The 15,001-nt window shown below is 61.7% G+C and carries 10 protein-coding genes; 9 read left to right on the forward strand and 1 reads right to left on the reverse strand.

The annotated features are described in order from the left end of the window. From ygfK to AACS18_RS21160, 7 genes are all read left to right on the forward strand, one after another. A partial coding sequence (gene ygfK, locus AACS18_RS21130) for a putative selenate reductase subunit YgfK (RefSeq protein ID WP_108613231.1) occupies positions 1-1,768 on the forward strand: 1,768 nt, incomplete at its 5' end. A gap of 30 nt (positions 1,769-1,798) precedes the next feature. Next, entirely contained in the window at positions 1,799-3,127 is a 1,329-nt protein-coding gene (gene ssnA / locus AACS18_RS21135) for a putative aminohydrolase SsnA (RefSeq protein ID WP_108613232.1), read from the forward strand. Positions 3,128-3,207: 80 nt separating this feature from the next. Beyond that, positions 3,208-3,984 (forward strand): molybdopterin-dependent oxidoreductase FAD-binding subunit, encoded by a 777-nt coding sequence (gene ygfM / locus AACS18_RS21140; protein ID WP_108613233.1) that lies wholly within the window; start codon positions 3,208-3,210, stop codon positions 3,982-3,984. Continuing rightward, positions 3,981-6,860, forward strand: coding sequence for a molybdopterin-dependent oxidoreductase Mo/Fe-S-binding subunit (locus AACS18_RS21145; protein ID WP_219927996.1), 2,880 nt, complete (start codon positions 3,981-3,983; stop codon positions 6,858-6,860). Before ygfM ends, AACS18_RS21145 begins: the two co-directional genes overlap by 4 nt. 121 nt (positions 6,861-6,981) lie before the next feature. Beyond that, entirely contained in the window at positions 6,982-8,514 is a 1,533-nt protein-coding gene (locus AACS18_RS21150; RefSeq protein ID WP_108613234.1) for a nucleobase:cation symporter-2 family protein, read from the forward strand. A 39-nt stretch (positions 8,515-8,553) separates the two neighbouring features. Next, positions 8,554-9,870, forward strand: a complete 1,317-nt coding sequence (guaD, locus tag AACS18_RS21155) for a guanine deaminase (RefSeq protein ID WP_108613235.1) — start codon at positions 8,554-8,556, stop codon at positions 9,868-9,870. 379 nt (positions 9,871-10,249) lie between these two features. Then, positions 10,250-11,551 (forward strand): NCS2 family permease, encoded by a 1,302-nt coding sequence (locus AACS18_RS21160; protein WP_162516894.1) that lies wholly within the window; start codon positions 10,250-10,252, stop codon positions 11,549-11,551. Here the strand turns inward: AACS18_RS21160 and AACS18_RS21165 are convergent. Continuing rightward, complete coding sequence (locus AACS18_RS21165; RefSeq protein WP_146184812.1) at positions 11,548-11,805, reverse strand: hypothetical protein; 258 nt, start codon at positions 11,803-11,805, stop codon at positions 11,548-11,550. The genes AACS18_RS21160 and AACS18_RS21165 overlap by 4 nt on opposite strands. A gap of 57 nt (positions 11,806-11,862) precedes the next feature. Here AACS18_RS21165 and xdhA point away from each other — a divergent pair, with 57 nt between their 5' ends. After that, positions 11,863-14,181: a xanthine dehydrogenase molybdenum-binding subunit XdhA gene (gene xdhA / locus AACS18_RS21170; RefSeq protein ID WP_108613238.1), complete on the forward strand. Its 2,319-nt coding sequence runs from the start codon at positions 11,863-11,865 to the stop codon at positions 14,179-14,181. After that, a partial coding sequence (gene xdhB / locus AACS18_RS21175) for a xanthine dehydrogenase FAD-binding subunit XdhB (RefSeq protein ID WP_108613236.1) occupies positions 14,174-15,001 on the forward strand: 828 nt, incomplete at its 3' end. The genes xdhA and xdhB, both read left to right, overlap by 8 nt.

Genomic DNA, 15,001 nt, shown 5'->3' on the forward strand with positions numbered 1-15,001 from the left:
GGGTGGCGGCCTGCCGCTGACCGACTGCTACGTGGCGCCCTGCGTCACCGCCTGCGCCGTGCATCAGGATATCCCCGAGTACATTCGCCTGATGGGCGAGGGGGAGTATGTGGCAGCCCTTGAGCTGATTTATCAGCGCAACGCCTTGCCTGCCATCACCAGCCACATCTGCGATCACCAGTGCCAGTACAACTGCACCCGTCTCGACTATGACAGCGCGCTCAATATCCGCGAGCTGAAAAAAGTGGCGCTGGAGCGCGGCTGGGAAGGGTACAAGGCGCGCTGGCACAAACCGGCAGGCAGTGGTGACAAGCATCCGGTGGCGGTCATTGGCGCAGGCCCGGCCGGTCTCTCCGCCGGTTACTTCCTGGCCCGTGCCGGTCATCCGGTCACCGTGTTCGAGCGCGAAGCGGATGCCGGTGGTGTGGTCAAGCACATCATCCCCGAGTTCCGCATCCCGGCCGAGCTTATCCAGCATGACATCGACTTTGTCGCCGCCCACGGGGTCAAGTTCGAGTTTGGCTGCGATCCGGCGCTCACCGTCGACAAGCTGCACGCCCAGGGCTTTACCTATGTCTTCGTCGGCATCGGCGCCGACAAGAATGGCGGCATGCGCCTCGATGGGGGACACGAGCGGATTTACAAATCCTTCCACTTCCTGCGCAGCTTTAATCAGGGCAAACCGCTGCCACTGGGCCGCCATGTGGCGGTGATCGGCGCCGGTAACACCGCCATGGACTGCGCCCGCGCCGCCCTCAAGGTGCCCGGTGTCAGCGATGTGACCGTTATCTACCGTCGCAGCGAAAAAGAGATGCCCGCTTATCGCGAGGAGGTTCTGGAAGCGGTGGAGGATGGGGTGCGTTTTTGCTTCCTCACCAATCCGGAGCGTTTTGACAAAGATGGCAAGCTGACCGTGCGGATGATGGCGCTGGGGGATCCTGACGAGCAGGGCCGCCGCCGTCCGGTGCCCACCGAGCAGACCGAAGTGATGCAGATGGATGCCCTGATCACCGCTATCGGCGAGCAGCCTGATTGCGAGGTATTGAAAGCGATGGGCATTCCTCTTGGCAGCGATGGCTGGCCCGAGGTGGACAGCCAGACCGGCGAAACCAGCCGTCGCAACGTATTCCTTATCGGTGACGTGCAGAGCGGCCCGTCCTCCATCGTCGGTGCCATCGGTGGTGCCCGCCGCGCCGCGGATCTGGTGCTCTCTCGCGAGCATATCGCCAGCCAGCAGAGTGAAGTGACCATCCAGCCGTCGGGCAAGGATGAGATCTACCGCCGCAAGGGGAGCATCGCCGTCACCATGGTTGACAAGAACGAGCGCGATGCCTTCGTGGCGCAAGAGGCGCACCGTTGCCTCGAGTGCAACTACCTCTGCAGCAAGTGCGTGGATGTCTGCCCCAACCGTGCCAACGTCGCCATCGCGGTGCCGGGCTTCAAGGATCAGTTCCAGACCCTGCACCTGGATGCCTACTGCAACGAGTGCGGCAACTGCGCCCAGTTCTGCCCGTGGCAGGGCAAGCCCTATCAGGACAAGGTCACCATCTTCAGCCTGCCCGAGGACTTCAACAACAGCCGCAACCCCGGTTTCTATCTGGCAGATGGCGGTGAGCTGCGGGTGCGTCAGGATGGCGAGACCTATCGCCTGACCATCGATGCCCAGAGCCGGATCAAGGATGCGCCAGCGGCCCTTGGCGACATGTGCCGGATCATCAGCCATGTCCATGCCCATCACCACTACCTGCTGGGTGCCGTCGAGGCCTGAGCGAACAACGAATAAGCGAAGGAGCAAACCATGTTTATTCTGAAAAACGTCACCGCCGTCCAGCTGGAGCCGACCCGGGTACTGGAAGGGGTGGATATCGCTATCGAAGGATCGCTTATCAAAGCGGTAGGGCCCAATCTGCGGGCCCTCTACCCGGAGGCCAACTATCGGGAGATGGGGGGCAAGCTGGTGATGCCGGGCATCGTCTGTGCCCACAACCACTTCTACTCCGGCCTGTCGCGGGGGATCATGGCCAACATCGCCTCCTGCCCGGACTTTATCTCCACCCTGAAAAACCTCTGGTGGCGGCTCGATCGGGCGCTCGATGAGGAGTCCCTCTACTACAGCGGTCTCATCTGCTCGCTGGAAGCGATCAAGAGCGGCTGCAGCGCGGTGATCGACCACCACGCTTCGCCCAACTTCATCAAGGGTTCCCTGAATGTATTGCGCAAAGGGTTTGTGGAGGCGGGTCTGCGCGGCATGACCTGCTTCGAGACCACGGATCGCAACGGCGGCCTCGCCGAATTGCAGGCCGGGGTGGAGGAGAACATCCTGTTTGCGCAGGCCATTGATGCCGCCAAGGCCAAGGGGAACGAACCCTATCTGGTGGAAGCTCATATCGGCGCCCACGCCCCCTTTACGGTACCGGACGAGGGGCTGGCCATGCTGCGCGAAGCGGTGCAGGTCACCGGTCGCGGCCTGCATATCCATGTGGCGGAAGACCGTTACGACATGGCTCACGGCCACCACCACTATGGCAAGGAGCCCATCGCCCGGCTGGACGAGTTTGGCCTTATCGACAGCAAGTCGCTTGTCGCCCACGGCATCTACCTGAGCCCGGCCGACATTGAGCTGCTCAACAGCCGCGATGCCTTCCTGGTGCACAACGCCCGCTCCAACATGAACAACCACGTGGGCTACAACATGCACCTGCCGGAATATCGCAATCTGGCGCTTGGCACCGATGGTATCGGCTCCGACATGCTCGAAGAGCTCAAGTTCGCCTACTTCAAACACAAGGATGCCGGCGGCGCCCTGTGGCCCGACAGCTTTGCCCGCTTCCTCTGGAACGGCAACACCCTGCTGGAGCGCAACTTCGGCGCCAAATTTGGCCGCCTGGAGCCAGGCTACAAGGCCGACCTCACCATTTGCGACTACGACGCACCGACCCCGCTGGCGCCGCGCAACCTCGGCGGCCATCTCGCCTTTGGTATGGGATCGAACAGCGTCAACAGCGTGATGGTGGAGGGGCGCATGGTCTATCAGGACCGCGAGTTCCCGTTCGATGTCGCGCCCATTTATGAGCAGGCCAGCAAGGTGGCGAGCCGCTTGTGGCAACGGATGGATCAGCTGGCCTAACGCCACCTTCCACAGTTTTGGACCGGATTGCCCGCCCTGTGGATTTTCCCGGCGGCGGGCAGCAAGAGTAAGGACGACACATGATTGAGCAATTCTTCCGACCCGAGCAACTGGGTCAGGCTTTGGAACTCAAGGCCAGTTTCGGCAACGACGCAGTCTATATGGGAGGTGGCAGCAAGCTGAACGCCGCTCCGACCCGCACCGACAAGAAGGTCGCTATCTCGCTGGAGAGGCTGGGGCTTGACCAGATTGAGCAGCAGCACGGCCAGCTCCATATCGGCGCTACCGTCACCCTGCAGACCCTGAAAGATGATCCCCATACTCCGGCCGCCCTGTGCGAGGCGCTGGGGTTTGTCTACTCCCGCCATCTGCGCAATCAGGCCACCATTGGCGGCGAAATTGCCTGCCAGCAGCAGGATTCCCCCTTGCTGCCGGTACTGCTGGTACTCGAAGCCGTGGTAGTGCTGGAGAACAACCTGCTGCAACCCATCGACGCCTATCTGGCGGGGCAGCGCAATGCCCTGGTGCTCGGAGTTGTGCTGCCGGAGCCCGAACTGCGCTGCGCCACTCGCCGCATCAGCCGCAACGCTGATGGCTTGGCGGTGATGACCGCCGCGGTAGCCCTCGACAGCATTGGCGAAATGCGGGTAGCCGTCGCTGGCGTTACTCCGCAGCCGATGCGTCTGCGGGATCTGGAGCGCCGCGATCTGCACGATGCCGCGCTGGAGGCCGCCGTAAGCGAGCTGATTGCGCCCCGTGAAGATCTGGCGGGCAGCATAAGTTACAAGCGGTATATCACCGGCGTGGTAGTGGCGGATCTGCTGGTGGACTGCCAGCAGCAGGAGGTGCAAGCATGATGGAACTCAACTTTACCCTTAACGGTGCCCTGCGCACCGTCATCTGCAAGGTCGGTGACAATGCCCAGCGGGTGCTGTTCAATCAGTGCCGGATGCACTCGGTGCGCAACAGCGACGACGGCTTCGGTTTTGCCGGCTCCGACGCCATTCTCTTCAATGGCAAGGTGATCAACGCCTCCCTGCTGATCGCCGCCCAGCTGGATGGAGCAGACGTGCGCACCGCCGAGTCCCTCGGCAGCTGGAACCAGCTCAGTCTGGTACAGCAGGCGATGGTGGATGTGGGGGTAGTTCAGTCCGGTTACAACGATCCGGCCGCCGCGCTCATCGTCACCGACCTGCTTGATCGCCACCCCGAACCCACCCGTGATCAAATCGACGATGCCCTCTCGGGCCTCTTTCACCGCGATGGCGGTTACCAGCAGTTCTATCAGGCCATCGAGCTCGCTTGCTCACGGATGAAGGATCCCGATTACCTGTGCCAGATCGCCCCGGAGTTTCGCGACGATCTGCGCCATATCGGCAAGAGCTGCCCGAAAGTGGACGCCGCCAAGATGGTGCAGGCCAAGCCCTGCTATGTGGAGGATCGGGTAACCGAGGATGCGCTGATCATCAAGATGCTGCGCAGCCCCCATCCCCATGCGGTGATCACCAAACTCGACGTGAGCCGCGCCGAGGCGCTACCGGGCGTCGTGCATGTCATCACCCACCTCAACTGCCCGGATGTGTTTTACACCCCGGGTGGCCAGAGTGCCCCCGAGCCGTCACCGCTCGATCGCCGCATGTTTGGCCGCAAGCTGCGCCACGTAGGTGATCGGGTCGCCGCCGTGGTGGCCGAGAGCGAAGCCATCGCATTGGCTGCGCTCAAGCTCATCGAGGTCGAGTATCAGGTGTTGCCGGCGGTTATGACCATCGATGAGGCGATGGCTCCCAATGCACCGCTGGTGCACGACGAGCCCATCGTCTATATGGCCGGGGCACCGGCGGATCTCGAGCAGCAGAACGCCTGCTCGGTGCGTCGCGGTGACGAGCACATGATCATCAACTTCCCCATCGGTTCCCGTCCGCACGAGAACCTGGCTGCCAGCGTCCATGGCCAGATCGGTGACGTGGCCAAAGGCTTTGCAGAGGCGGACGAGATTGTCGAGCGCACCTACGAATCGACCCAGGCCCAGCAGTGCCCGACCGAGCCACACATCTGCTTCACCTACATGGATGGCGATCGTCTGGTCATTCACGCCTCTACTCAGGTGCCCTGGCACGTGCGTCGTCAGGTGGCGCGCATCGTCGGCATGAAGCAGCACCAGGTGCATGTGATCAAGGAGCGGGTAGGGGGCGGCTTTGGCTCCAAGCAGGATATCCTGCTGGAAGAGGTGTGCGCCTGGGCGACCAAGATCACCGGCCGTCCGGTCACCTTCCGCTACACCCGTGAAGAGGAGTTCATCAGCAATACCTCCCGCCACGTGGCCAAGGTAAAGGTGAAAGTAGGGGCCAAGAAAGATGGCACCATCACCGCCATCGAGATGGATTTTCGCGCCAACACCGGTCCTTACGGCAACCACTCTCTGACGGTGCCAAGCAACGGCCCGGCGCTCTCCCTGCCGCTCTATCCGTGCGACAACGTGCGCTTTACCGTCAACACCTACTACAGCAACATCTGCCCGACCGGCGCCTATCAGGGCTACGGCGCGCCCAAGGGCAACTTCGCGCTGACCATGGCGATTGCCGAACTTGCCGAGAAACTGGGCATCGATCAGCTCGACATGGTGGAGCACAACCGGGTGCATGAAGGGGACATCCTCAAAGTGCTGGGCGCCATCGGCGAGGGCAAGATGCCTACCTCTGTGCCCCACGCTGCCAGCTGTGCTCTCGAACCCATCCTCAAACAGGGTCGCGAACTTATCGAGTGGGATAGCCCCAAACCCGCCGACGGGGATTGGCGCATCGGCCGTGGTGTCGCCATCATCATGCAAAAATCGGGGATCCCGGATATCGATCAGGCCAACTGCATGGTCAAGCTGGAATCGGACGGCACCTTTATCGTCCACTCCGGCGGCGCCGATATCGGTACCGGCCTCGATACCGTGGTGGCCAAGCTGACTGCCGAAGTGCTGCACTGCCCGCTCGGGGATGTGCACGTCATCTCCGGCGACACCGACCATGCCCTGTTCGACAAGGGAGCCTACGCCTCGTCAGGTACCTGCTTCTCCGGCAACGCGGCCAAGAAGGCGGCCGAGAACCTCAAGGAGAAGATCCTGTTTCACGGCGCCGCCATGCTGGGCGAGTCGGTAGCCGATGTTGAGCTGGCGTTTCCGGGTGTAGTGCGCGGCAAGCTGGGGGAGGTGAGCCTCGCCAAGCTTGCCCACAAGGCCGAGACCGGTACCGGCTTCGGCATTCTGGTGGGCACCGCCAGCTACATCACTTCGGAGCTTGCCTTCCCGTACGGGGCCAACTTCGCCGAGGTGGCGGTCAACGTCAGAACCGGCGAGATCCGGCTCGACAAGTTCTACGCCCTGCTCGACTGCGGCACCCCCATCAACCCGGAACTGGCGCTCGGCCAGATCTACGGGGCGACCATGCGGGCCATCGGCCACTCATTGACCGAGGAGATCTGCTACGACAGCAAGGGCATCCCGCTCACCCGGGATCTGAAGAGCTATGGCGCGCCCAAGATTGGCGACATTCCGCGCGATTTTCGGGCCTTCCTGGTACCGAGTGACGACAAGGTCGGCCCTTATGGCGCCAAGTCCATCTCGGAGATCGGGGTCAACGGCGCGGCGCCTGCCATCGCCACCGCCATCCACGACGCCTGTGGTGTCTGGCTGCGCAAGTGGCACTTCACGCCGGAGCAGATCCTGCGCGAACTGGGCAAGCTGTAGTCATAAAACGGCAGAGACCGGCAGGCGGAGAAGACTCCGCCTGCCGGATAAACCCGGGTCACTGTGGGGTGTGATGCGTCGGGGTTATTGGATCGTGTTCGATACACCGGAGTAATGAAGGATGTCTGAGAAATCGCGCAAGGACTCTGACCTGATCTACGCCTTGGAAGATCAGCCCCCCTTTGGCCAATCCCTGGTCGGGGCGGTGACCCATCTGCTGGCCATTCTGGTTCCCATGGTCGCACCTGCCCTTATCGTGGGAGCGGCCCTTAATCTCTCGCAAGAGATCACCACTTATCTGGTGTCGATGTCGATGATTGCATCGGGCATCGGTACCTGGTTGCAAGTCAACCGTTATGGCCCCATCGGTTCGGGCCTCCTCTCCATTCAGTCGGTCAACTTCTCGTTCGTCACCGTGATGATCTCGATCGGGACCGCCATGGGCAAAGAGGGGATCGACGAGGCTCAAATCATCTCCTCCCTGATGGGGATCTCCTTTGTCGGGGCCTTTTTGGTAATGGGGGCCTCGTTCGTGCTGCCCTATCTGACCCGGGTGATCACCCCGACCGTGAGCGGCATTGTGGTACTGATGATTGGCCTGTGCCTCATCAAGGTCGGGATTATCGACTTTGCCGGTGGCATGGCGGCCAAGAGCAGCGGCACCTTCGGCAACTATGAAAACATCGGCGTCGGCCTGCTGGTACTGGCGGTGGTGATTGGCTTCAACTGCTGCAAGAGCCCCCTGCTGCGAATGGGGGGAATCGCCATCGGCCTGCTGGTGGGGTATATCGCGTCCATCATGCTCGGGATGGTGGACTTCTCCGTGTTGCAGGGGCTGCCGGTGGTGACCGTCCCCATGCTGTTCAAATATGGCTTCTCCTTTGATTTCGGCGCCTTCCTGGTGGCTGGCACCATCTATCTGCTGAGCGTGCTGGAGGCGGTCGGGGCCCTGACTGCCACCGCCATCGTCTCCCATCGTCCGGTGGAGGGGGAGGAGTATACCCGCCGCCTCTCCGGTGGCGTGCTGGCTGATGGGCTGGTCTCGGTGATCGCCTCGGCGCTGGGCTCACTGCCCTTGACCACCTTCTCCCAGAACAACGGGGTGATCCAGATGACCGGGGTGGCCTCCCGTCATGTGGGCAAATTTATCGCCATGATCCTGGTGATCATGGGCATCTTCCCGGTGGTGGGCCGCTTCTTTACCACCATTCCATCCCCCGTCCTCGGCGGGGCCATGACCCTGATGTTCTCGATGATTGCCATCGCGGGGTGCCGGATCATCATGACCCACGGCATGGATCGGCGGGAGACGCTGATTGTGGCCACCTCCTTGGGGCTGGGGCTCGGTGTCTCCTACGACCCGAGCGTGTTCAGAGTCTTGCCCGATGCCCTCTACGTGCTGGTGGAGAACCCCATCTGCGCCGGTGGTATCACCGCCATCATCATGAATCTGGTGTTGCCCCAGAGCCGCACCCGCAAGGCGAAGGCTGCTGCCAAAGCGCTCAAGACCGCCGATGCGGTAGAGGTGATCCAGCTTAGCGACAAACCGGATGTGACCTTCACGGCCCGTCTTGTCAGCACCGCGAACCGCCGCGATGAAGAGGCGTTGGCCGATGCCAAACCGGTCGCCGCCGTCCAGGTCGAACGGGTTTGATGGTCACAACAGAACAATAAAAAAGTAGGGGAACGAGGTATGAAATACGACAACTCCGTCAAAGCGGTACGCGGCAGCTTCTTCGACATCACCCGGGTGGTGGATCAGCCCGAGGAGATTGAGGCCAACGCCCGTCTTATCGAGGATGGCCTGCTTATCATTCGCAACGGTTGCATCGACTGGTTCGGTGAGTGGGAGGAGGGGAAGGATCGCATTCCGGCCGAGGTGCGGGTGCGCGATTACCGCGGCAAGATGATTGTGCCGGGCTTTGTCGATACCCACATTCACTATCCCCAGAGCGAGATGGTGGGTGCCTATGGCGAGCAACTGCTGGAGTGGCTCAACCGCCACACCTTCCCGGCCGAGCGGCGCTACAACGATCTCGAATATGCCCGCGAGATGTCCACCTTCTTTATCAAGCAGCTGCTGCGCAACGGCACCACCACGGCACTGGTGTTCGGCACCGTTCACCCCGAGTCGGTGGATGCCCTGTTCGAGGCAGCAAGTCGCATCAATATGCGGATGATCGCGGGCAAGGTGATGATGGATCGCAACGCGCCCGACTATCTGCTCGATACCGCCGAGAGCAGCTATGAACAGAGCAAGCAGCTCATTGAGCGCTGGCATGGTAACGGTCGGCTTCTATATGCCATCACACCAAGATTTGCACCCACCTCGACACCCGAGCAGCTTACGATGGCGCGGCGGCTGCGCGAAGAGTTTCCCACCACCTTTCTGCACACCCACCTGTGCGAGAACAAGGACGAGATCGCCTGGGTGAAATCCCTGTTCCCGGCGCACAAGGGCTATCTCGACGTCTATCACCAGCATGGGCTGACCGGCCACAACTGCGTCTTTGCCCACTGCGTCCATCTGGAAGAGCAGGAGTGGGATTGCCTGAAGGAGACCGGCTCCACCATCGCGTTTTGTCCCACCTCCAACCTCTATCTCGGCAGTGGCCTGTTCAAGCTGCACAAGGCGTGGCGCAAGCAGGTGAAAGTGGGGATGGGCACCGACATTGGCGCCGGTACCACCTTCAACATGTTGCAGACCCTCAACGAGGCCTACAAGGTGATGCAGTTGCAGGGTGAGCGGCTCTCGGCCTATCAGGCCTTCTATCTGGCGACGCTGGGCGGCGCCCATTCGCTCGGGCTGGACGAGAAGATCGGCAGCTTTGCCGTGGGCAAGGAGGCGGACTTTGTGGTGCTCGACCCGGTCGCCACTCCGCTGCAGCAGCTGCGTTATGACAACTCCACAACCTTGCGTGACAAGCTGTTCGTGCTGCTGACCTTGGGGGATGACAGAGCCATCTACCGTACCTATGTGGATGGTCAGCTGGTCCACGAACGGGGCTAGGGAGAATAAACCGGGCAGGGCAGCAAGATCGCCGCTCTGCCACGAATACGGAAGCTGGCGTGCCCGCCCAGGGCGCCAGCGCCGCGATACATCAGGGCGCCCCCCTGATGACCAACCTGAAATGGCCCGGTTTTTTGATCAGCAAGGCAAACGTTTGATTGGTGCTGCCAGCCCTGGTCTCTGAGTTGCACCTCCCGTGTGCAATGGCAGATCCACAGATCCTGTCGCCATTTCGTGATGAAACATTCAGGCGCTTGTGAAGGAGTTGGGTATGACCCAAGCAAACAGCAGGACAAACAGCGTGGAAGGGCTGGCCAGTCAAGACACCGGCAAGACCGCATCACAACAGCAACCGCTCACCGCTCTCGATCGCTATTTCATGATCAGCGAGCGGGGCAGCAACGTCAGACAGGAGGTGCTGGCCGGGCTCACCACCTTCCTTGCCATGGTCTATTCGGTGATCGTGGTACCCGGCCTGCTCGGCAAGGCAGGTTTTCCGCCGGGCGCCGTCTTTGTGGCCACCTGTCTGGTGGCGGGGTGTGGTTCATTGTTGATGGGGCTTTGGGCCAAGCTGCCGATGGCTATCGGCTGCGCGATTTCACTCACCGCATTTACCGCTTTCAGTCTGGTGCTGGGGCAGCAGATCCCCATTCCGGTAGCGCTCGGTGCCGTTTTTCTGATGGGGGTGCTGTTCACCGCCATCTCGGTGACCGGGGTGCGTAGCTGGATCCTCGACAACCTGCCGATGGGGATTGCCCATGGCACCGGCATCGGTATCGGCCTTTTCCTGCTGCTGATCGCGGCCAACGGGGTAGGGCTGGTCATCAAGAACCCGCTGGAGGGGCTGCCGGTGGCGCTGGGGGCCTTTACCTCGATGCCGGTCATCATGACCCTGCTCGGCCTTGCGGTGATCTTCGGGCTGGAGAAGCTCAAAGTCCCGGGCGGGATCCTGCTGGTGATCATCGCCATCTCCATCTTCGGTCTCATTTTTGACCCGGCGGTGAAGTATCAGGGCTTGTTCGCTCTGCCGAGTCTCTCCGACGATCAGGGCAAGTCTCTCATCTTCAGCCTGGACATCATGGGCGCACTCTCGCCGCTGGTGCTGCCAAGCGTGCTGGCACTGGTGATGACGGCGGTATTTGATGCCACCGGTACCATCCGCGCCGTGGCAGGGCAGGCCAATCTGCTGGATAAGGATGGTCATATCATCAACAGCGGCAAGGCGCTGAGCGCCGACTCGGTGAGCAGTATCTTCTCCGGTCTGGTGGGGGCATCCCCGGCCGCCGTCTATATCGAATCGGCGGCGGGCACGGCGGCGGGCGGCAAGACCGGCCTCACCGCCACCGTGGTGGGCGGTCTGTTCCTGCTGATGCTGTTCCTGGCGCCGCTCTCCTATCTGGTGCCGGCCTATGCCACCGCACCGGCACTGATGTATGTGGGTCTCCTGATGCTGAGCAACGTGACCAAGCTCGATTTCAGTGACTTCGTCGGGGCCATGTCCGGTCTGCTGTGCGCGGTCTTTATCGTGCTCACCTGCAACATCGTCACCGGCATCATGCTGGGCTTCAGTGCGCTGGTGATTGGCCGCATCTGCTCCAAGGAGTGGCACAAGCTCAACACGGGCACCGTCATCATCGCCCTGGCGTTGGTGATTTTCTATGCTGGGGGGTGGGCTATTTAGGGATAACCCGCCCGTTTCGGGGCTGCCATCGGCAGCCCCGCTTTTCTTAGCCAAACCTGCATGTTTCTTCGATTTTCACCCCGTACCATTTTGATAAATCCCCTTACCAGATTGATAGCGCAGTCTGCACTGGTTGCATCGGGGGCTGCTGCTTCGTCTTCGGCAGGCACCTTGCCGGCCAGAAAAAGGGAGACAGATGGGATCCTCTTCACACTTCTTCCCATCGCCGGGGCGAGAGGGGGAAACAGGCGCATATCTTGCTGTTTTTTATCCCGGTTCTGGATTTTTCTTCCCTGAAAAAGGACTTGATCATGTCCATAGGATTACCGCTCAAGCGGGTGGATGCCGAGGCCAAGGTGACCGGCAGTGCCCGTTATACCGATGACAACATCATGCTCGGCATGCGCCACGCCAAGTATGTGCGAAGCTCCATCGCCCACGGCAAGGTGCTTGCCATCGACGCCAGCGAGGCGCTGGCGCTGCACGGGGTCGAAGCCGTGTTCACCCATGAAGATGTGCCCACCACCTGTTTTCGCACCGCCGGCCACGCCTGGTCCCTCGATGAGGCCAAGCGGGATGTGAAAGACCGGCGTCTGCTCACCGACCATGTGCGCCACTTTGGTGATGGGGTCGCCATCGTGGTTGCCCGCGATCCGCTGGTCGCCGAGAAGGCCGCCGCGCTGGTCAAGGTGACCTACGAGCCGCTGCCGGTGATGACGGATGCCGAAAGCGCACTGGCCGAAGATGCCTACCCCATCCATCCGAATGGCAACCTGCTGCGGCAAAGTCAGATCCGGGCGGGTGAGCCGGAACAGGCCATCGCCGCTGCGGATCTGCAGTTCAAGGCGCACTACCAGACGCCGGTGGTGCAGCACTGCCATCTGGAGACGGTGACCTGCTACGCCTATATGGATCAGCCGGACCACATCATAGTGGTCAGCAGCACTCAGATCCCCCAGATTGTGCGCAGCCGGGTAGCCAAATCCCTCGGTCTGCCCTGGTCGAGCGTGCGGGTGATCAAGCCCTATATGGGCGGTGGTTTTGGCAACAAGCAGGATGTGCTGGAAGAGCCGATGGCGGCGTTTCTGAGCTACAAGCTTGGCGGTGTGCCGGTCAAGGTGACCTTGAGCCGCGAAGAGTGCTTCTTTGCTTCCCGCACCCGCCACGGCTTTGCCATCGACGGCACCATCGGTATCAACCGGGACGGCACCCTCAAGGGGTATCAGCTCGACGTGCTCTCCAACACCGGCGGCTATGCCTCCCACGGCCACTCCATCGCCAGCGCCGGCGCCAACAAGATAAGCTACCTCTATCCGCGCAGCGCCTTCGGCTACGACGCCAAAACCTTCTACAGCAACCTGCCCACCGCTGGTGCCATGCGCGGTTACGGCGCGCCGCAGGTGGTGTTTGCCCTCGAATGCATGCTGGACGATGCCTGCGCCGAGTTGGGTCTGGATCCGCTCGAAGTGCGGATCGCCAACGTGGCCCGCGAGGGGGATGTCAATCAGGTCAACCAGAAGACCATCTACAGCGCGGGCTTGCCCGAGTGTCTGCGCCGGGGTGGCGAGCAGTTCGAGTGGGAGCGGCTCAAGGCCGAATGTCTGGCGCAGGATCCGGCGAGTCGGGTACGGCGCGGCATCGGGGTGGCCTGCTTTAGCTACGGCTCCAACACCTATCCGGTGGGGGTCGAAATTGCCGGGGCCCGCATGCTGCTCAATCAGGATGGCACCGTCAATCTGCAGATCGGCGCCACCGAGATAGGTCAGGGATCGGATACCGTCTTTGCCCAGATGGCGGCCCAGACCCTGGGGATCCCGTTTGATCAGATCCGGGTCATTTCGACTCAGGATACCGACATCACCGCCTATGATCCTGGCTCGTTCGCCTCGCGTCAGAGCTATGTGGCGGCCCCCGCCATCCATCAGGCGGCGCTGCAGTTGCGGGCGCGCATTTTGTCGCTGGCGGCCCAGCTCTGCCATCAGGATGTGGGATCGCTCACCCTGATCGACGGCTACGTGGTGCTGGCCGGCGCACCGGACAAGGTGCTGATCAGCGTCGCCGAGGTGTCGGTCAACGCTTATTACCACCTCACCATCGGCGGCCAGATCACCTCGGAAGTCTCCCACAAGACCACCACCAATCCGCCGAGTTTTGGCTGCACCTTTGTCGATCTCAGCGTCGATATCGATCTCTGCAAGGTGACCATCAATCACATCCTCAACTTGCACGATGCGGGCAAGATCCTCAACCCGCAGCTGGCGGAGGGGCAGGTGCATGGCGGCATGGGGATGGGGATCGGCTGGTCGCTGTTCGAGGAGATGATCATCGACGCCAAGAGCGGCGTGGTGCGCAACCCCAACCTGCTCGACTACAAGTTTCCCACCATGCTGGATTTGCCGGAGCTTGAATGTGACTTCGTGCAGACCTACGAGCCCCAGTCGGTCTATGGCCACAAATCTCTGGGAGAACCGCCCATCATCTCGCCGGGCCCGGCGATCCGTAACGCCATTCGCATGGCGACCGGGGTCGCCATCAACGAGCTGCCTATCACCCCCAAAACCCTGTTCCGGGAGTTTGTCGCGGCGGGTTTGATTGGCGAGGGATCAGGGGAGGAGCAACACCATGTTTGATATTGCCCGTTACTACAAGGCGCACAGTGTGGCCGAGGCGGTAGCCCTGCGCCAGGCCGACCCCGAAGCGCGCCTCTTGGCCGGTGGCACCGATGTGATGATCCAGCTTCATCACCTCAACCCAGCCTATCGCCATATCGTCGATATTCATGACTTGCCCGAATTGAAGGGGGTGAGTGAGCTGGCCAACGGCTCTATTCGCATCGGCTCTGGCACCACCTTTACCGAGCTCATCGAAAACGAGCTGGTGCAGCGTCGCTTGCCGATGCTTGCCGAAGCGGCCGCCACCATCGCGGGTCCGCAGATCCGCAACGTCGCCACTTTTGGCGGCAATATCTGCAACGGCGCCACCAGTGCCGACTCGGCGGCGCCGACTGTCGCGTTGGAGGCTGAGCTGGAAATCGCCGGGCCCAATGGCACGCGCCGCATCCCCATCGCCGGATTTCATACCGGCCCCGGCAAGGTGGCGCTGCAACCTGCGGAAATTCTGGTGGCGTTTCATTTCGCCCCGGATACTCACCCCTATGTGGGCTCCCACTACTTCAAATACGCCATGCGGGGGGCCATGGACATCGCCACCATCGGATGCGCCGCCTACTGCCAGATTGAGAATGGCCACTTCAAGCGCCTGCGGCTGGCTTATGGGGTGGCGGCACCGACACCGGTGCGTACCCCGCACGCCGAAGCTGCGGCCGAGGGGCAACCGCTGACTCGCGCCACACTGGCCGCGATTGCCGAGACGGTGGTGGCCGATGTGGCGCCGCGATCCTCCTGGCGGGCAGAGAAGGAGTTTCGCCTGCACCTTATCAAAACCCTGGCG

Source organism: Aeromonas sp. HMWF015, from assembly GCF_963878965.1.
Classification (GTDB): Bacteria; Pseudomonadota; Gammaproteobacteria; order Enterobacterales; family Aeromonadaceae; genus Aeromonas; species Aeromonas veronii.

Bases quoted from the DNA above. Each gene is read 5' to 3' on its own strand.
- guaD (WP_108613235.1), top strand. From the start codon at position 8,554: ATGAAATACGACAACTCCGTCAAAGCGGTACGCGGCAGCTTCTTCGAC.
- ygfM (WP_108613233.1), top strand. From the start codon at position 3,208: ATGATTGAGCAATTCTTCCGACCCGAGCAACTGGGTCAGGCTTTGGAA.
- xdhA (WP_108613238.1), top strand. From the start codon at position 11,863: ATGTCCATAGGATTACCGCTCAAGCGGGTGGATGCCGAGGCCAAGGTG.
- AACS18_RS21165 (WP_146184812.1), bottom strand. From the start codon at position 11,805: ATGCGCCTGTTTCCCCCTCTCGCCCCGGCGATGGGAAGAAGTGTGAAG.
- AACS18_RS21145 (WP_219927996.1), top strand. From the start codon at position 3,981: ATGATGGAACTCAACTTTACCCTTAACGGTGCCCTGCGCACCGTCATC.
- AACS18_RS21160 (WP_162516894.1), top strand. From the start codon at position 10,250: ATGATCAGCGAGCGGGGCAGCAACGTCAGACAGGAGGTGCTGGCCGGG.
- ssnA (WP_108613232.1), top strand. From the start codon at position 1,799: ATGTTTATTCTGAAAAACGTCACCGCCGTCCAGCTGGAGCCGACCCGG.
- AACS18_RS21150 (WP_108613234.1), top strand. From the start codon at position 6,982: ATGTCTGAGAAATCGCGCAAGGACTCTGACCTGATCTACGCCTTGGAA.